Annotated in this window: 13 protein-coding genes and 1 tRNA gene; 3 read left to right on the top strand and 11 right to left on the bottom strand. The window is 70.7% G+C overall.

What is annotated here, in order from left to right; translation table 11 throughout:
• The first annotated feature begins 127 nt into the window (after positions 1–127).
• Positions 128–1,726, top strand: coding sequence for a bifunctional phosphoribosylaminoimidazolecarboxamide formyltransferase/IMP cyclohydrolase (gene purH / locus WDW90_RS01530; RefSeq protein ID WP_336485478.1), 1,599 nt, complete (start codon positions 128–130; stop codon positions 1,724–1,726).
• A 563-nt stretch (positions 1,727–2,289) separates the two neighbouring features.
• Here purH and WDW90_RS01535 read toward each other — a convergent pair.
• From WDW90_RS01535 to WDW90_RS01555, 5 genes are all read right to left on the bottom strand, one after another.
• Positions 2,290–4,044, bottom strand: a complete 1,755-nt coding sequence (locus tag WDW90_RS01535; RefSeq protein ID WP_336485479.1) for an MFS transporter — start codon at positions 4,042–4,044, stop codon at positions 2,290–2,292.
• A 396-nt stretch (positions 4,045–4,440) separates the two neighbouring features.
• Positions 4,441–6,138: a cation acetate symporter gene (locus WDW90_RS01540; protein ID WP_336485480.1), complete on the bottom strand. Its 1,698-nt coding sequence runs from the start codon at positions 6,136–6,138 to the stop codon at positions 4,441–4,443.
• Positions 6,135–6,482 carry a DUF485 domain-containing protein gene (locus WDW90_RS01545; protein ID WP_336485481.1) on the bottom strand — a complete coding sequence of 116 codons (348 nt, stop codon included), beginning with the start codon at positions 6,480–6,482 and terminating at the stop codon, positions 6,135–6,137. The genes WDW90_RS01540 and WDW90_RS01545 overlap by 4 nt, the downstream gene beginning before the upstream one ends.
• Before the next feature lie 120 nt (positions 6,483–6,602).
• The gene (gene acs, locus WDW90_RS01550) at positions 6,603–8,549 is read right to left on the bottom strand and encodes an acetate--CoA ligase (RefSeq protein WP_336485482.1); all 1,947 of its coding nucleotides are present in this window, start codon (positions 8,547–8,549) and stop codon (positions 6,603–6,605) included.
• Positions 8,550–8,874: 325 nt separating this feature from the next.
• Positions 8,875–11,703 (bottom strand): ATP-binding protein, encoded by a 2,829-nt coding sequence (locus WDW90_RS01555; protein ID WP_336485483.1) that lies wholly within the window; start codon positions 11,701–11,703, stop codon positions 8,875–8,877.
• A gap of 204 nt (positions 11,704–11,907) precedes the next feature.
• Between WDW90_RS01555 and WDW90_RS01560 the strand changes: the two genes are divergently transcribed.
• On the top strand, positions 11,908–12,396 hold the full coding sequence (locus WDW90_RS01560; protein ID WP_336485484.1) for a phasin: 489 nt from the start codon (positions 11,908–11,910) through the stop codon (positions 12,394–12,396).
• A gap of 161 nt (positions 12,397–12,557) precedes the next feature.
• Positions 12,558–12,881 (top strand): hypothetical protein, encoded by a 324-nt coding sequence (locus WDW90_RS01565; protein WP_336485485.1) that lies wholly within the window; start codon positions 12,558–12,560, stop codon positions 12,879–12,881.
• A 93-nt stretch (positions 12,882–12,974) separates the two neighbouring features.
• Here the strand turns inward: WDW90_RS01565 and WDW90_RS01570 are convergent, their stop codons facing one another.
• The 6 genes from WDW90_RS01570 to WDW90_RS01595 form a co-directional block, all read right to left on the bottom strand.
• Positions 12,975–13,658, bottom strand: coding sequence for a L,D-transpeptidase (locus WDW90_RS01570; RefSeq protein ID WP_336485486.1), 684 nt, complete (start codon positions 13,656–13,658; stop codon positions 12,975–12,977).
• A gap of 139 nt (positions 13,659–13,797) precedes the next feature.
• A complete protein-coding gene (locus WDW90_RS01575) occupies positions 13,798–14,616 on the bottom strand; it encodes a transglutaminase-like domain-containing protein (protein WP_336485487.1) in 819 nt (272 codons plus the stop codon).
• Positions 14,617–14,699: 83 nt separating this feature from the next.
• On the bottom strand, positions 14,700–15,644 hold the full coding sequence (locus tag WDW90_RS01580) for a transglutaminase family protein (RefSeq protein WP_336485488.1): 945 nt from the start codon (positions 15,642–15,644) through the stop codon (positions 14,700–14,702).
• A gap of 130 nt (positions 15,645–15,774) precedes the next feature.
• On the bottom strand, positions 15,775–16,314 hold the full coding sequence (locus WDW90_RS01585) for a response regulator (RefSeq protein WP_336485512.1): 540 nt from the start codon (positions 16,312–16,314) through the stop codon (positions 15,775–15,777).
• Positions 16,315–16,502: 188 nt separating this feature from the next.
• Entirely contained in the window at positions 16,503–17,645 is a 1,143-nt protein-coding gene (locus WDW90_RS01590; RefSeq protein WP_336485489.1) for a transglycosylase SLT domain-containing protein, read from the bottom strand.
• 265 nt (positions 17,646–17,910) lie between these two features.
• Positions 17,911–17,987 (bottom strand) — tRNA-His (locus WDW90_RS01595).
• Between the last annotated feature and the right edge of the window lie 261 nt (positions 17,988–18,248).

Here is an 18,248-nt window from a genome sequence, read left to right on the forward strand (position 1 = left end):
GCATCGACCGGCGGTGCTCGCGGAGCGTCGGATCGCGCGCTCGCCCCCCGGGCTTTCGCCCTGGCCGCTCCGCCCGGATTCGTGTTACCGCCCGCGACACCCTCGAGACCGCCTGTACGAGTTCCCGATGTCCCACGACCAAGTGCGGGTGAGCCGCGCCCTTCTCTCCGTCTCGGACAAGACGGGCCTCGTCGACTTCGCCCGCGCGCTGAGCGCGCGCGGCGTCGACCTCGTCTCGACCGGCGGCACCCACCGGACGCTCAGCGAGGCCGGCCTTCCTGTGACCGAGGTCGCCGACCTGACGGGCTTCCCCGAGATGATGGACGGCCGCGTGAAGACGCTGCACCCGGCGGTGCATGGCGGATTGCTCGCCATCCGGGACAATCCGGAGCATCAGGCGGCGCTCGCCGCCCACGGCATCGGCGCCATCGACCTCCTGGTCGTGAACCTCTACCCGTTCGAGGCGACGATCGCGGCGGGCAGGCCCTACCGCGACTGCGTCGAGAACATCGACGTCGGCGGACCGGCCATGATCCGCGCGGCCGCCAAGAACCATGCGGACGTCGCCGTGGTGACGGACGTCTCCGATTACGCGGGCCTGCTCGCCGAGATCGAGGCGCAGGACGGGCTGCTCTGCGGCGAGACACGGCGGCGCCTCGCCCAGAAGGCCTTCGCGCGCACCGCCGCCTACGACGCGGCCATCGCGAACTGGCTCTCGGGCGAGCTCGGCGAGACCGGCGCGCCGCCCTTCCGGGCCTTCGGCGGCAGCCTCGCGCAGGGCCTGCGCTACGGCGAGAACCCGCACCAGGCGGCGGCCTTCTACCGCGCCCCCGGAATCGTGCGGGCGGGCGTGGCGAGCGCGCGCCAGCTGCAGGGCAAGGAGCTCTCCTACAACAACTTCAACGACACGGACGCGGCCTACGAGTGCGTGGCCGAGTTCGACGCGAGCCGCACGGCGGCGGTCGCGATCATCAAGCACGCCAACCCGTGCGGCGTCGCCGAAGGAGCGAGCCTGGTCGAGGCCTACGAGCGGGCGCTCGCCTGCGATCCCGTCTCGGCCTTCGGCGGCATCGTGGCGCTCAACCGCCCCCTCGACGCGGAGGCCGCCGCCAAGATCGTCGAGATCTTCACCGAGGTGATCATCGCTCCCGACGCCTCCGAGGAGGCGGTGGCGATCGTCGCCGCCAAGAAGAACCTCCGCCTGCTGCTCGCCGGCGGCCTGCCGGACCCGCGCGCGCCCGGCGAGACCGTGCGCAGCCTCTCGGGAGGTCTGCTCGTGCAGGGGCGCGACAACGCCGTCGTCGACGACATGCCGCTCACCGTCGTGACGCGGCGCGCGCCGAGCGAGCGGGAATACGCCGACCTGCGCTTCGCCTACCGGGTCGCCAAGCACGTGAAGTCGAACGCGATCGTCTACGCCAAGGACGGCGCCACGGTGGGGATCGGGGCCGGCCAGATGTCGCGGGTCGATTCCTCGCGCATCGCCGCCTGGAAGGCCGGGGAGGGCGCCGGGCGCCTCGGCCTCGCCGAGAGCCTCGCGAAGGGTGCGGTGGTGGCGTCCGACGCCTTCTTCCCCTTCGCGGACGGGCTCCTGGCCGCGGCGGAGGCCGGCGCCACCGCGGTGATCCAGCCGGGCGGCTCGATGCGCGACGACGCGGTGATCCGGGCGGCCGACGAGGCCGGTCTCGCCATGGTCTTCACCGGCCACCGCCACTTCCGCCACTGACACGGTCTGCGCCTGATCGGAGCGGAGGCCGTATCGGCAAGCCCGCGCGGCGCCTGAGCGAAACCGATTTCCGCATCCCGAGGGGATCGGCCGGAAATCGTATGAGGCGAGGGGGCTCCGGTCACCTCTCCCGTTCGGGAGAGGTCGAGTCCGCCTCACGCGGACCGGGTGAGGGGTTCGCCGTATCCGGAGCGGTCGCACCCCTCACCCCGGCCCTCTCCCGCACGGGAGAGGGGACCCGCGCCCGGCCTTGCGAAACATCGAGCCCCGCACCGACGTCCTCGTGATTGCCGGCGGAGACAGCGCGCCGCCCCACCTCTCCCGTGCGGGAGAGGTCGAGTCGGCGAAAGCCGACCGGGTGAGGGGTTTGCCGTTTCCGGAGAGGTCGCCCCCCTCACCCCGGCCCTCTCCCGCGCGGGGTGTGGGGGCGCGTCGCGCTTGCGGGAGGGTCGCTGCCCACGAGGCAATATTGTGCCGACCCGCACGGAAGGGGTGGCCCGCAGAACGGAAAAGGCCCCGCCTGACGGCGGGGCCTTCGTGGCTGCCGGGGCTCGCGCGAGCGCTCAGCGCGTCGGGCGGTCGTCCCAGGTGAAGATGTCGCGGTCCTTGGTCTCGGGGATGAAGATCAGCCCGACGACGAAGGTGAAGAGCGCGATCACGATCGGGTACCAGAGGCCGTAATAGATGTCGCCCGTCTGGGCCACCATCGCGAAGGCGGTGGCCGGCAGCAGGCCGCCGAACCAGCCGTTGCCGATATGGTAGGGCAGCGACATCGAGGTGTAGCGGATGCGCGTCGGGAAGAGCTCGACGAGCGCCGCCGCGATCGGGCCGTAGACCATCGTCACGTAGATGACGAGGATCGTCAGGATGCCGATCACCATGAGCTTCTGGCCCGTGAACACGTCGAGCGGGTTCGACGCCTTGACGGTGGTCGGGTTGGCGGCCGGCGGGTAGCCGGCCTCCGTCAGGGCGGCGGGCACCGCCTTGGCGAAGTTCGGGTCGGCGACGGGGAAGTCCCGGCCGTTGATGCTGACGACGGTGGGCGTGCCCGCCGCGACCGCTTCCGTCCGGTAGGCGACGGCGCCGCGGGCGAGCAGCGCCTTGGCGACGTCGCACTCCTTGGTGAACTTGGCCGTCCCGACCGGGTTGAACTGGAACGAGCACTCGGCCGGGTTCGTCCTCACTACCACCGGCACGTTCTGCTGCGCCGCGTGCAGCGCCGGGTTGGCGTTGGCGGTGAGCTGGTGGAACAGCGGGAAGTAGGTGAGCGCCGCGATCAGGCAGCCGCCCAGGATGATCGGCTTGCGGCCGATCCTGTCCGAGAGGCCGCCGAAGAACAGGAACCCACCGGTGCCCAGGATCAGCGACCACGCGATGAGCACGTTGGCGGTGAACTGGTCGACCTTCAGGATGCTCTGCAGGAAGAACAGGGCGTAGAACTGGCCCGTGTACCAGACCACGGCCTGGCCGGCGGTGAGGCCGAGCAGGGCGAGGAGCGCCCACTTGGCGTTGCGCCACTGGCCGAACGCCTCCGAGAGCGGCGCCTTCGAGTGGGTGCCCTCCGCCTTCATCTTCTGGAAGGCCGGGCTCTCGTTCATCTGAAGCCGGATCCAGACCGAGATGGCCAGCAGCGCCACCGAGACGAGGAACGGGATGCGCCAGCCCCAGACCTGGAAGGCCGTCAGCGTGGTCGTGGTGCCGTCCGCGTTCGTGACGGTCGTCGGCGCGAAGGCGTTGTTCACGTAGCCCTGCGTCGACAGGATGATGATCAGCGAGAGCAGGAGGCCGAGCGTCGCGGTCGTCTGGATGAAGGCGGTGTAGAAGCCGCGGCGCCCGCGCGGGGCGTGCTCGGCCACGTAGACCGCCGCGCCGCCGTACTCGCCGCCGAGCGCGAGGCCCTGGAGCATGCGAAGCGCGAGGAGCGTCACCGGCGCGACCCAGCCGATCCCGTAGGCGTTGAGCGTCGTGTAGGAGGGCAGCAGGCCGACGCAGAAGGTCGACAGGCCCATGATCAGGATGGTGACGAGGAAGGTATACTTGCGCCCGACCATGTCGCCGAGCCGGCCGAAGACCAGCGCGCCGAAGGGCCGCACGAGGAAGCCCGCCGCGAAGGCGAGGAGCGCGAAGATGTTGCGCGTGGCCTCCGGGTAGGCAGAGAAGAACTGCGCGCCGATGATGGCAGCGAGAGATCCATACAAGTAGAAATCGTACCACTCGAAGACCGTGCCGAGTGACGAGGCGAGAATGACCTTCTTCTCGCCGGATGTCATGGGTCTTGCCGCCTCATCCGACCGCGGCACCGCGGTTCCCACTGCCATAATGCTTCCTCCAAACACGTCCGTGGCCGGCGGCCGGGCTTTGCCGGCCCGCCTCCGGATGACGTCTGGACGTCACCCGCCCTGTTCTTGTTCAATCCTTCGGCCGAACTGGACAGACCAACCACGGCGCCGCCATGCTCGGAGGGACGGGCGACGCTAACGCAAATCGTCGCACCGCCCAAGCGGCGCAAAGCTCGAAAAGCGCGGCTGAACCGTTTAACAACAGGGTTTGTACTCGCGGAGGACTGCCGAGAGCACGCTTCTGCAGCAGAGCGCCATCCCACGTCTTAGGCAGATTTGTCCAATCACCGGCGGCGCTGCCGGAACCGGGCGGAATTGGCCGGAAAGCCAAGTCCGCAACGCCAGGTCCGCAGCGCCGCCGTTGCGCGCCGCGGGTCAGTGCGCGTGGGCGCCGGCGGCGCCGATGCCGGTCTCGGAGCGCACGTACTGCGCGTCGAAGGCGGCCCGCTCGCGGCGGGCGCGGGCGGAATGGTCGAGCTTCGACACCACGTAGATCGTCAGGAAGGCCAGCGGCATCGAGAACAGCGCCGGATTGTCGTAGGGGAACAGAGCGGCCGGGTGGCCGAACGTCGTCACCCAGACCGCCTTCGACAGGATCACCATGGTCACCGCCGCCACGAGGCCGACGAGGCCGCCGACGAGCGCGCCCCAGGTCGTGGTGCCGCGCCACAGGATGGACATGGCGAGCACGGGGAAGTTGCAGCTCGCCGCCACCGAGAAGGCGAGCCCGACCATGAAGGCGACGTTCTGGTTCTCGAAGATGTAGCCGAGCACGATGGCGACGATGCCGATCACGACGGCCGAGATCTTCGAGAGGTTGACCTCGCGCGCCTCCGTGGTGCGCCCGCGGGCGATCACCTGGGCGTAGAGGTCGTGGCTGACCGCCGAGGCGCCCGCGAGCGTCAGGCCGGCCACCACGGCGAGGATCGTCGCGAAGGCCACCGCCGAGATGAAGCCGAGGAAGTAGGGGCCGCCGACGGCGTTGGCGAGGTTCACCGCCACCATGTTGGTGCCCCCGATCATGTCCTTCAGCTTGTCGAAGGCGCCCGCCGGGCCGAGCTTGAAGTAGGAGGGGTCCGACATCAGCAGGGCGATGCCGCCGAAGCCGATGATGAAGGTCAGGATGTAGAAGTAACCGATCAAGCCCGTTGCGTAGAACACCGACTTGCGGGCGGCCTGGGCGTCCGAGACCGTGAAGAAGCGCATCAGGATGTGGGGCAGCCCGGCGGTGCCGAACATCAGGCCGACGCCGAGCGAGATCGCCTCGACCGGGTTCGAGACGAGGCCGCCGGGCGCCATGATGGCGTCGCCCTTCGGGTGCACCTGCACGGCCGAGGCGAACAGCCTCTCGGGGCTGAAGCCGTACTTGTAGAGCACGGCCGCGGCCATGAAGCTCGCCCCGCCGAGGAGCAGGCAGGCCTTGATCACCTGCACCCAGGTCGTTGCCTTCATGCCGCCGAAGGCCACGTAGACGATCATCAGGACGCCCACGATGATGACGGCGTAGAGGTAGGGCAGGCCGAACAGGAGCTGGATCAGCTTGCCGGCGCCGACCATCTGGGCGATCAGGTAGAAGGCCACCACCACGAGGGTGCCGGTCGCCGAGATGATGCGGATCGCGGTCTGGTCGAGGCGGAACGAGGCCACGTCCGCGAAGGTGAACTTGCCGAGGTTGCGCAGGCGCTCGGCGATCAGGAACAGCACGATCGGCCAGCCGACCAGGAAGCCCGTCGAGTAGATCAGCCCGTCGAAGCCCGAGGTGTAGACGAGGCCCGAGATGCCCAGGAACGAGGCGGCCGACATGTAGTCGCCCGCGATGGCGAGTGAGTTCGTGCCGGCCGAGATGCCGCCGCCGGCCGCGTAGAAGTCGGCCGCGGATTTCGACGAGCGCGCGGCGCGGACGGTGATCCCGAGCGTCAGCAGCACGAAGAAGAAGAACATGCCGATCGCCGGCCAGTTCGTCGAGGATTGCTGCACGGCGCCGAGGTCGGGGCCGGCGGCGAGAGCCGGGCCGGCGGCGAGGCCGGCGAGCAGCGAGGCCGCGCGGAGCGTCAGGCGGGAGGGGCGGCTCATCGGCCGAGGCTCCGGTTGAGGTCGGCCGTCAGCGCGTCGAAGCGGGTGTTGGCGCGCGCCACGTAGATGCCGGTCAGGATGAAGGCGAAGACGATGACGCCGACGCCGAGGAAGAGGCCGAGCGAGGCCGTGCCGCCGACCTTCGTCGCCAGGAGCGACTTGTCGAACGCGATGAGCCCGATGAAGCCGAAATAGACGACGAGCATCGCGGCGGTGAGGATCCAGCCGAAGCGGGTCCGCTCGTGGACGAGTGTCCGGAAGGTCGGGTTCTGGGCGATCGCCTCGTAGGCGGGCGCGCCGCGTGCGGGGCCTGCCCCCGGCCTGGTGTCTTGTGATCCGCTCATGGCGCAGCCTTCCTGAGGATCCGGACCTCGCTGGCCGAGTCCGGTTTCCGAACATGCTGATGGGATTGTCAAAATGTCCGGCCGGGCTCCGCAGCGCCCGGCCGGGCGGTCGCGCCGCGATCAGCGGCGGTTCTGGCGGTTCTCGATCAGGTCGTCGACGACCGCGGGCTCGGCGAGCGTCGAGGTATCGCCGAGCGAGGAGAACTCGTCCTCGGCGATCTTGCGCAGGATCCGGCGCATGATCTTGCCCGAGCGGGTCTTGGGCAGGCCGGGGGCGAACTGGATCAGGTCGGGCGAGGCGATCGGGCCGATATCCTTGCGGACCCAGGCGACCAGTTCCTTGCGCAGCGCGTCCGAGCCCTCCTCGCCCTCGTTGAGGGTGACGTAGGCGTAGATGCCCTGGCCCTTCAGATCGTGGGGATAGCCGACCACCGCGGCCTCGGCGACCTTCGGGTGCGCCACCAGGGAGGATTCCACCTCGGCCGTGCCCATCCGGTGGCCCGAGACGTTGATGACGTCGTCGACGCGGCCGGTGATCCAGTAATACCCGTCCCCGTCACGGCGGCAGCCGTCGCCCGTGAAGTAGTTGCCCGGATAGGTCGAGAAGTAGGTCTGCTCGAAGCGCTCATGGTCGCCGTAGACCGTGCGCATCTGCCCCGGCCAGGAATCCCGGATGCAAAGGTTGCCCTCGCAGGCTCCGTCGAGGACCTTGCCCTCGGCATCGACCACGATGGGCTGCACGCCGAAGAAGGGGCGGGTGGCCGAGCCGGGCTTCAGAGCGGTCGCGCCGGGCAGCGGCGTGATCAGGATGCCGCCGGTCTCGGTCTGCCACCACGTGTCCACGATGGGGCAGCGGCCGTCGCCGACGACCCGGTAATACCAGTCCCAGGCTTCCGGGTTGATCGGCTCGCCGACCGAGCCGAGCACCCGCAGCGAGGCCCGCGAGGTCTTCTTCACCGGGCCCTCGCCGCCGCCCATGAGCGAGCGGATCGCCGTCGGCGCGGTGTAGAAGATGTTGACCTTGTGCTTGTCGACGACCTCCCAGAACCGCGCGTTCGACGGGTAGGTCGGGATGCCCTCGAACATCAGCGTGGTGGCGCCGTTGGCGAGCGGCCCGTACACGATGTAGCTGTGGCCCGTGACCCAGCCGACGTCGGCGGTGCACCAGTAGACCTCGCCCTCGCGGTAATCGAAGATGTACTCGTGCGTCATCGAGGCGAAGACGAGGTAGCCTCCGGTGGTGTGGACGACGCCCTTCGGCTGGCCGGTCGAGCCCGAGGTGTAGAGGATGAAGAGCGGGTGCTCGGCCTCGACGGCCTCGGCCGGGCACTCGTCGGTCACCTGCTCGGCGGCCTCGTGGTAGTAGACGTCGCGGCCGGGCTCCATCGCGACCTCGGACCCGGTGCGGCGCACCACGATGACGTGGTCGACGATGTCCTTCCCGAGCCGCTGGATCGCGGCATCGACATTCGCCTTGAGCGGCACCTTGCGGCCGCCGCGCAGGCCCTCGTCGGCCGTGATCACGACCTTCGAGTCGCAGCCCTCGATGCGGCCGGCGAGCGAGTCCGGCGAGAACCCGCCGAAGACGATCGAGTGGATCGCGCCGAGGCGGGCGCAGGCGAGCATCGCGTAGGCCGCCTCCGGGATCATCGGCAGGTAGATGGTGACGCGGTCGCCCTTCGAGACGCCCCGGTTGCGCAGGACGTTCGCCATCCGGCAGACCTGGGCATGCAACTCCCGGTAGGTGATGTGCTTGGACTCGCCCGGATCGTCGCCTTCCCAGATGATGGCGGTCTGGTCGCCACGGGTCTCGAGATGGCGATCGATGCAGTTGTAGGCGACGTTGGTCTTGCCGTCCTCGAACCACTTGATGGAGATGTTGCCGGGCGCGAAGCTCGTATTCTTCACCTTCGTGAAGGGCGTCATCCAGTCGATGCGCTTGCCGTGCTCGCCCCAGAACGAGGCCGGGTCCGAAACCGACGCCTCGTACATTTCGAGATAACGGGCATTGTCGACATGTGCGCCCTGACGCCACGCATCACGGACCTCGACTACCTTCTCGTCCATCGTGTTTCTTCCCTGAGTGGTGCCCGATCGTATCGCGAGTGACCGCGCAGCCGAGACTTCCGAGACTTTTCTTAATCGCAGGCGCAGATCGACCGCAAGCACCGGTTCGGTGCGAACATAGGTTGAGCGCAATACAAATTCTGCTTCGCGTCACGCCGGCCCGGTGTCAAGCAACCCAAAGGACCAACCCGGATCCTCCGGCCAGCTTGTCAGCGACAGCGGCGGGTGCGCCGCGCCCGCCTCAGGCGCCCGATCAGGCGCTCTTGCCTGATCAGGTGCTCTTGCCTGATCAGGCGCTCTTGCCTGATCAGGCGCTCTTGGCTGATCAGGCGCTCTTGGCCAGGCGGGCCGGGAACAGCATCTCGACGAGCGTTCCCTCGTCCTTGCGGCTGGTGATGCGGAAGCGGCCCTGATTGGCCTCGACGAGGGCCTTCGTGAGCGGCAGGCCGAGCCCGCTCCCGCCGCCCTTGCGGGGCGCGGCCAGCGCGACCTGGCGGAACGGCTCGAGGGCCGCCTCGATCTCGTCGGCCGTCATGCCGATGCCGGTGTCGCGCACCCGCAGCGTGATCTCGCCGCGCTCCGCCACGGTGGTCGAGACGATCACCTGGCCGCCCGGCTCGGTGAACTTGATGGCGTTGGCGATGACGTTGAGGGCGGCCTGGCGCATCGAGCGCTCGTCGGCGACGAGCGTGGTGAGATCGGCCGCGAAGCTCGTGCGCACCACGATCCGGTCGCGGGCCGCCTGCGGCTGCAGGAGCGCCACGCAACCCGACACGAGGTCGTTCAGCGGCACCGGCCCGAAGGCGAGATCGAGCCGGCCCGCCTCGATGCGGGCAAGATCGACGAGATCGCTGACGAGGCCGAGGACATGCTCCCCGGATTCGTGGATGTCGCGCAGGTAGTCGCGGTAGCGGTCGTTCCCGACCGGGCCGAACTGCTCCTTCAGCATCACGTCGGCGAAGCCCAGGATGCCGTTCATCGGGGTTCGGATCTCGTGGCTGACCTTGGCGAGGAAGTCCGATTTCCAGGCCCCGGCCGCATCGGCGGCCGCGCGGGCACGCTCGACCTCGGCCGCGAGCCGCTTCATCGGCCCGAGATCGCGCAGGATCGCGACGCGCCTGCCCTCGGCGTCGGGGTGGGCGAGCTTGAGCTCGAGGGGCAGCGTGCCGCCGCGCCCGCGCACGGCCACCTCGCGGGCCGCGGGGATCCCGGTCGCCTGCAGGCTCGCCCGAACCCCCAGCGCGCTCTCGGGCTCGAACAGGGCGACGAAGCTGACGCCCACCACCTCGCGCGCCGTGCAGTCGAAGATCGCGGCGGCGGCCCGGTTCAGCGCGACCACGCGCCCGGCCGCATCCAGGGTGACGATGCCGTCGTCGAGGGCGTCGAGCGCCGAACGCGCCTCGGCCGCGTGCGCCTCGCGAAACGATCGGGCCACCCGCTCGGCGGCGAGCTGCCCGGCCGGATCGTCCGGCCGCGTCGCCCGGACGAGCAGCCCGTCGGCGGGCGAGCCCGCCCAGCGCAGGCTGAGGCGCTCGAGCTCGACCTGCCGGCTGCCGCCCTCGCGGGTCGCGAGCGCGACGGGATCGGGCAGGCGGCCGGTCGCGGCCTCGGGCGCCTCGCGGCCCTGCGGCGGCAGGCCCTTGAACAGGCCGGCGACGCCGGCGGCCGCCAGCGCCGCGAGATCGGGAAAGCCCGCGAGATCGAGAAGGTGCCGGTTGGCGTACAGGACCGCGTCGTCGCGGGTGAGCAGGAGGCCGGCCGGCAGAGCGTCGAGAATCGCGAGCGCCTCGGCCTCGTCCGGTCCCGCCGGCCGCGGCTCGGCCGGGCGGGCGGCCGGAAAGGGCGTCACGGAACCGCCGGACTGGCGCCCGCCGGCCTCCCCGTCCGGGGGGTTCTCCGGGCGCTCGTCGCCCGCGAAGCGCGCGCCGAGGGCGCGGGCGATCTCCCGGAAGGCCGCGTGCTCGGTGACCGTCAGGGCGGGATCCGGAGCAGGCCGCCCATTCTCGATCTCGGCCGCCGGCGCGGCGCTCTCGTCCGGGGGGCCGGGCGGCTCCGCCGCCGTGCTCCAGGGCCGGCCGGCCGCCGGCCCGGAACGCCCGCCCGCGGTCCAGATCCGGCCGAAACGGGCGGCCGGGACGAGGGCGGCGAGGGAGAGGGCGGCCAGGGTGAGGGCGGCGGGTGCCAGGGTCGCGATCCGGACGGGCCCGTCCTCGCCCTCGGGTTCGGACGGGTCGCTGTCGTCGGCGGGCGGCGGGTCAAGCGTTGCCATGCCCGAGGAAGTGAGGGGCGCAGCCGCTTCGGGCAATGCGGCCGTCGCGCTCGGTACGGTCACCGATCGGACGAGGCCGAATCCGCCATAGCCCAGGAACGGCTGCCCGGCCCGGCCGAGGGGGGCACCCGACAGCTCGATCCCGAGGGCGCCGGCCGGGTCGTCCGGACCGACGACGACGGGAATCGCCCGGAACGTGCCCCGCGCGGCCAGGGCCGCGAGGAGCGGCCCGGCCTCGGCGAGCGCGCCGGCGGCGTCGAGATCGGCGAAGCGCCGCCCCGCCAGGCGCGGGGCCAGCAGGGCGGCCGGGCGGCCGCCGACCTCGGTGATCACGTCGGCGGCGTCGCTGCGCCAGACGAACCGCTCGCCGACCGCGACCGGCTCGGGATCCGCGGCCTCCACGGACCGGGCCGGATCCGCGCTCGCGACGGCCGGCGCGGCGGGGAGGGCCGGCGCGGCGGCTTGGCGGCCGGGCATGGCGCGCAGGCGCGGGGGCGCCTGCGTGAGGGCGACGAGGAGCGCGGGGCGTCCGTCGGCGAGGCTGCCGCGCGCGAGCCAGCACAGGCTCGGGGGCGCGATCCGGCGCGGGTCGAACGACAGGCGCGCGAGCCGCGGCGCGTCCGCCGGCACGCCGACGCGGCCGATCTCCTCGCTCAGCCCAGCGGGCAGGGCGCCGCCCTCCGCGGGAGCGAGCGCGCGCGCGACCCCCCGCGCGGCCTCCGAGGCGTGGACGAGGCGGGTCCCGTCGCCGTCCAGGATCAGGTAGGCTCCGGCGGGCGAGGACAGGAGGGCCGCGAGGCGAGGCTCGCGCGCCCACGACCGCAGCGCGGTATCGATCGTCCTGTCGTCGCGCAAGGTCGTCGCCCCAGCCCCGTCGTCGGTCATCCGGACCTGTCCGGTTGAAAAAACTTCGTTACCACGGCCTTATTGTAGCGCCGGAAGCGTCGCGGCGCTGGACACTTCGCGGGGGCGTCACACGTTTACGTCATATCAACCTTAATGCCGCCGGCCTGGGTGGCATAGGGTTGCGGACGTGTTATTGTGCAGCGCACAACGCTGCGTCAACAGCGAGAACGAGAGGAGACGGACATGGCGAACACCCCGAATTACGAGGTTCCCGGCGAGATGCGCGACTTCGCCGAGAAGAGCGTCGACCAGGCCCGCAAGGCGTTCGACAGCTTCATCGGCGCCGCCCGCCGCACGGCCGACACCGTTCAGGGCTCGGCCGAGGCCGCCCGCACGAATGCGCAGGACCTGTCCTCCCGCGGCTTCGAATTCGCCGAGCAGAACGTGAACGCCGCCTTCGACCTCGCCCAGAAGCTGGTGCGCTCGAAGGACGTTCAGGAGGCCATGCAGCACCAGGCCGAGTTCGTGCGCACGCAGTTCGCGGCGATCCAGGCCCAGGCCAAGGAGTTCGGCGGCATTGCCCAGAGCGCGATGCAGCAGGGCGCCGAGCGCGCCAAGAGCGTGATGCAGGAGAGCGCCGACCAAGCCCGCAAGGCGATGGAGCAGGGCGCCGACGCCACCCGCCAGACCGCCCAGGACGCCGAGAACGCGACCCGCAAGGCAACCTCGTAGCGCGCAGGCCCGGCCCCGCGGCCGGGCCAGAAGTCTGCGTCGGCCCGTCCCGCCATCCCGGCAGGGCGGGCCGTCTCGTTTTCGCCCGCATTGCCGGAAATGGCAGGCGCTCGCCCGCGCCCCGCGCGGAGCGCGAGGACACCCGGAGAGGACGAAAAGCCATGCGACCCGCCACCCGCATCGGGCTCGCCGCCGCGATCATCGCCGGCGCGCTCGGATCGCACAGCGCGAGCGCGCAATATTATGAGGAGGGCTACGGCCGCCCGCCGCCGCGCCGCGGCGACTACGAGGAGCGCGCCGTGCGCCCAGGCCCGCGACGCGCCGTCGGGTACAATTGCGACGCCGTCCAGCAGGGCCTGAGCGGTCCGCAGCCCTTCTCCTGCCCGTTGCCGGGGCCGCGCCCGCTCGGCGCCCGCTGCTTCTGCGACATGCCGATCGCGTCCTTCAGCACGCCCCAGACGGCCGTCGGCCGCGTTTCGCCCTAGCATCCATGAGAAGCGCCGCGCCATCAGAGAGATGGCGCGGCGTCCTCACGGATCGAGCGAGCGAGGCCGATCGGCCTCGCCGAAGTCCGGAACTCAGTTCAGGACAACCACTTTCGCGCCGACCTTCACGCGCTCGTAGAGGTCGGTCACGTCGTCGTTCGTCATGCGGATGCAGCCCGAGGAGACGGCCTGGCCGATCGTGTCCGGCTCGTTCGAGCCGTGGATGCGGTACTCGGTGCCGCCGATATACATGGCGCGCGCGCCGAGCGGGTTCTCGATTCCGCCGGCCATGTAGCGCGGCAGGTCGGGGCGGCGGGCGAGCATGGCCGCGGGCGGCGTCCAGGACGGCCACTCGCGCTTGGCCGTCACCGTCTTGACGCCCGACCAGGTGAAGCCGGGCCGGCCAACGCCGACGCCGTAGCGGATCGCCTCGCCGTTCGGCAGCACGTAGTAGAGGCGCCGCTCGGAGGTCGACACCACGATCGTCCCGGGCTTGTAGTTGGCGTTGATCCGCACAAGCTCGCGCGGGATCGGCTGCACCTGCGCCTGCGGCGCGGCCTGCGCGCCCTGGCCATAGCCGTAACCCTGGCCGTAACCCTGGCCGTAATAGCCCTGCGAGGGCGCGCGCTGGTATCCATAGGCCTGGTCCTGGCCGGCGTAATAGTCGTCGGCGCTGCCCGCGCCGAAGGGATCATAGGACGAGGCCGCCGAGGCGGGGGCCGCCGCAAGAACACAGACACCGAGGATGCCCGCGAAAGCGCTAGCAAGGGTCTTCATGGTGGAGCCTACCTGTGCAGTAACCTTTGCTATACAAGCGTAGGCGTAGGCTGGCGGTTCCACGGCCTTGGGAAGATTTTGGCCCGGACCTGACGGATCAGCTTGACCGGTGCGCGAGCGCACCGAGACGAGCCGCCGCTCACGCCACCTCGTCCGTGTGCACGTCGAAGCGCGTGAGCTGCGTGAGGCCGAAATTCGTCGTGATAGCGACGTCGGTCGCGTCCCGCCCGCGCGCCATCAGGATGCGGCCGATGCGGGGCGTGTTGTGGCGGGCGTCGAACGTGTACCAGCGCGGCCCCTCGGGTCCCGCCAGGAAGACCTCGAACCAGGCCGAGAAATCCATCGGGTCGGGCACCGGCGGGACGCCGATGTCGCCGAGATAGCCCGTGCAGTAGCGGGCCGGGATGTTCATGCACCGGCACAGCGCCACCGCGAGGTGCGCGAAATCCCGGCACACACCGTGGCGCTGCATGAATCCGTCCCAGGCGGTGCGGGTGGCATCCGCCAGCTGGTAGTCGAAGCGGATGCGCTCGTGCACGTAGTCGACGATAGCCTGGACCCTGGCCCAGCCCTCGGGCGTGTTGCCGAACAGCGACCAGGCCGTCTCCGACAGCTTGTCGGTGTCGCAGTAGCGGCTGCCGAGCAGGAAGACGAGGACCGCGTCCGGCAGATCCTGCACCGCGATCTGCCGCGCCTCCGGCGCGACGGCGTCGGGCTTACCGGAATCCTCGATCACGAAATCGGCCGAGATGGTGAGGAGCCCCGGCGGCGTCACGATCCGGGTGCAGACGTTGTCGAAGGAATCGCGGAAGTCCCGGCTCGGGATCGGCGGGTCGAAGCGGATCGTGTGGGGGGTCAGCACGTCGTGCATCCGGGACGGATGCACGCTCAGCGCCAGGATCATCGGCGTCGCCTGCGGTGCGTTGAACGCGATGTCGAAACCGGTCCTGATCTTCATCGCGCTCGCTGCCTCTCTCGGATTCTGGGACGGACGCGTCGCGAGGATCGCGCCGGGGATCGAAGATCTGAACGGCCGAGCCGTCAACGCACGGGCAGGGTTTCGGGGCACCGCGCCTCGACCACGCCGGCTTCCGCCACGTTGGCCTTCACCACGTCGAGCTCCACCACGTCGACCTCGACGCTCATGCCGAGATCGTCGGCGGGGAAGCCGAAGAAGGAGCCGTGCAGGGGCACCGCCTGGCGGGGATCGCGCGCCACGGCCACCCGGATGAGGTCGCGGTTGCCCACGATGCCGTTGGTGGGGTCGAACTCGACCCAGCCGGCGCCCGGCAGGTAGACCTGCAGCCAAGCATGGGTCGAGCCGCCGCCGACATGGCGCTCGCGGTCCCCGCGGGGATTGTAGAGGTAGCCGGAGACGAAGCGGGCGGCCATGCCGAGCGCCCGCACGCCCTCCATCATCAGCACCGCGAAGTCGCGGCAGCTGCCGCGCTTGAGCCGGAGCGTCGCAACGGGGTCCTGCACGCCCTTCTCGCTGCGCGCGAGGTAGGTGAAGTTCCGGCGCACGCTCCGGGTCATGGCGGCGAGCAGGTCCTGGGTCGGGATTCGCCCCTCGGCCGGAACGAAGCTCCGGGCCCAATGATCGACCTCGTGGCGCGGATCGGGATACTGGCGCTCGATCGAGCGGATCAGGTCCGGCATGTCCTCGGCACCGTAGCCGAAGGGATAATGGGTCGCGTGCGGCGCCAGTGGGAAGACCGGGGCGTGCTCGGGCGTGTGCTCCAGCGTGATGCCGCAGGTGAAGCGCAGCGTGGTGCTGCGGCCCTCGAAGGTCGCGACCGCGACGCAATTGCCGAACACGTCGAAGAGCCAGCGCAGGGATTGCGGCGGCGGCTCGATGTCGAGGGTGGCCTCGATCAGGCGCTGATCGTAGCTGTCGCGCGGCCGGAACATGATGCGATGCTCGCCGAAGGCGACGGGCTGGCGGTAGCGGTAGGTCGTGACGTGATTGACGGACAGGATCGGCAAGGGGCAAGACTCCGCCGCGCGCGGGCGCAGCACCGTTGCTGAATCCCGATGCAGGGGGCCCGCGACAGGGGGGCCTGATGCAAGAGCCAGGCCCCGAGCGCCCGGCCGGCGCGGGCCGCGACGGTCGGGCTCAGGGCAGGGGCGGGTGCGGGTCGCTCGCCGCCCGCTCGGCCTCGACGAGGACGTCGAGGGCGCGCCAGGGTTTCGGGATGAAGACGGCCTGGTCCGGAACCTCCGGCCGCGACACCGAGCGGCCCGACGTGATGACGAGGCGCGCCCGCGGCCACAGGGTCGCGACCGCACGGGCGAGCTGCAGCCCATCCATCTCGCCGGCGAGGCGCACGTCGGCAAACACCAGGGCGACCTCGCCGCCGCGGGCCTGCAACACGTCGAGCGCGGCCTCGGCGCTGTCGCAGCCGACGACGCCGAGCTCGGTCTCCTCCAGCAGCGCCTCGGCGAGCGCCCGCACCTGGGGGTCGTCCTCGACGACGAGGGCGAGGCGCGGCTCCCGGGCGCAGGAGGCGTGCGGGCCGGCCGCGGCGCCGTCGGCATCCGCACCGTCGGCCTGCCGCACCTGGCGCACGAGGGCGGCGAGGTGCTCGGGAATCCCTTCCGCCACCAGGGCGTCGTAGAACGAGGCGAGGGTCTGGCCGATCTGATCGAGGGGAATGCCGGGCGTCAGCGTCTCGGCCGGCCGCGTGCCGCGGCTGCCAATAGCGGTCCCGTCATGCTTCGAGATCATCAAGAGCTGCCCCCGGACTGTTCACCGCAAGACGCGCGTTGCGCGATCACCCGTGGAAGAAAGTCGGGAATCCGTCGTGAGTTGCGCGAAGCGCGCGAAACGGCACCCTGGCGCGCTCAATCGGCGTCGGCGTAGGCCATCACGCCGGAGACCGCGCGCACGTCCCGGTAGCGCTGCCCGCGGGCGCTCATCATCGCCTCGAACTTCTCGTGCACCTGCGCGACCGAGAGGCTCGCGGCCTTGCGGCGACCGCGGCCGGCCGCGAAGAAGATGGAGCGGTTGGCACGGGCGGGGCCGGGCAGGAGCTGGGCGGCGGCGGCCTTCGGCTTGTCGACCACCTTGGCGAGGAATGCCTCGGCGTCGTCCGGGCCGAGGAAGTGGGCGAGATAGACCTCGCCCAGCGAGAGCTCGCGCCCGATCCGCAGGGCGATGCGGGCGGCATCCCGCTTCAGCATCTCGCCCGCCATCAGCGCCGAGAGATAGGGGTCGCGGCGCATCTCCAGGATGCGGGCGCGCTCGGCCGGGTCGGCCACGCTCGGCTTGTCGTTCGCGTCGTTAACGACGAGGCCCGCTTCCTGGGCAAGCCCGTATTTCGAGCCGAAATCGCGCAAGACGCCGAGCCAGGTCCGCTCGATGAACTGGTAGAGGCCGGTGGCCGAGGAGGTCTTGGCCTGCACGGCCGTGATGAAGCTCGATTCCTTGTCGGCCACGGCCATCAGCAGGACCGGGTCGGTCTGCACGGTCTGGGCCGCGCGCACGATGGTCTGGACGAGGTGGCGCCGGATCCGCATCGGGCCGAATTCGAGGATGTCGTTCGGGTCGCCGACCGCGCTCTCGGAGAGGAGGTAATCGTAGGAGACCCGGTCGACGGCGTCGGAGCCGAGCTCCGTGTCGAGGTCGTGGACCGGGGCGAAGGCCGCCGAGGCGGTGAGCACGGCGGGCGGCGGGTCGAGGACCGGCAGGGCGCTGGTCTGCACACGGGGCCGGGGCATCACGAGCTCGGTCGCGGCCTGCGCGGAGGGCACCGCCTGCTCCAGGCCGATCTTGCCCAGCTCGACGCCGGAGCCGATCAGCACGGCGCTCAAGCCCCCGGCGAGCAGCGACATCGACAGGAGCGAACGGGTCAGCGCGGGCCGGCTGCCGTGCTGGCGCCCGACCTGCGCCGTGACCGCCAGGACATCGTTGGCAGCGACGGGCCCGGCGCCGAAGCGCCCCCTGGCGGTTCCAGTCCGAAACGACCCGGCCATGCGACCCTGCATCTCTGAGACCCAGCTCCTTCACGCGCCGTTAACGACGCCGCCGAGCCCCGTTGTATCGGGACAGATGTGGCGCAAACACGGCCGAGGTTGTGGCCGGGGCGTGACAGGTGTGGGCGAAATCGCGGCACCGCGCAGGACTGCGCGAGCGTTGCAGATCGGCCACGGTTCCGAGCCCGGCGAGCGGGCCGCTGCGGCCGATCCGGCCGAGCCACGAAAAAGGGGCCGGCGATCCGCCAACCCCTCAGGTCCCGCTCGGGAAAATCGATGGTACCACCGCCCCGGCTCGAACGGGGGACCCCCAGATCCACAATCTGGTGCTCTAACCAACTGAGCTACGGCGGCACTGCGGCGGGGTGTATCGCGGGGCCGCCGGCATTTCAAGCGCCGTCTCGCGCGGGGATCTCACGGTGGACGGCCGCGCATGAGCGGCCGTAAAGGGGGCAGGTGAGCCCGTCCGTACCGAGCCCGTATCCGCTGAGGCCATGTTCTTCGATCCCGCTCTAGTACTACTGTGTCACAAGAATGGGGTGTATGAGGGGTGATCCGATCTCGTGCAGGAGCGCGGCATGGATGCCCTGAACTCTTCGTTGGCCGACCAGCCGC

This window comes from Methylobacterium nigriterrae (genome assembly GCF_037106235.1).
Taxonomy (GTDB): domain Bacteria; phylum Pseudomonadota; class Alphaproteobacteria; order Rhizobiales; family Beijerinckiaceae; genus Methylobacterium; species Methylobacterium nigriterrae.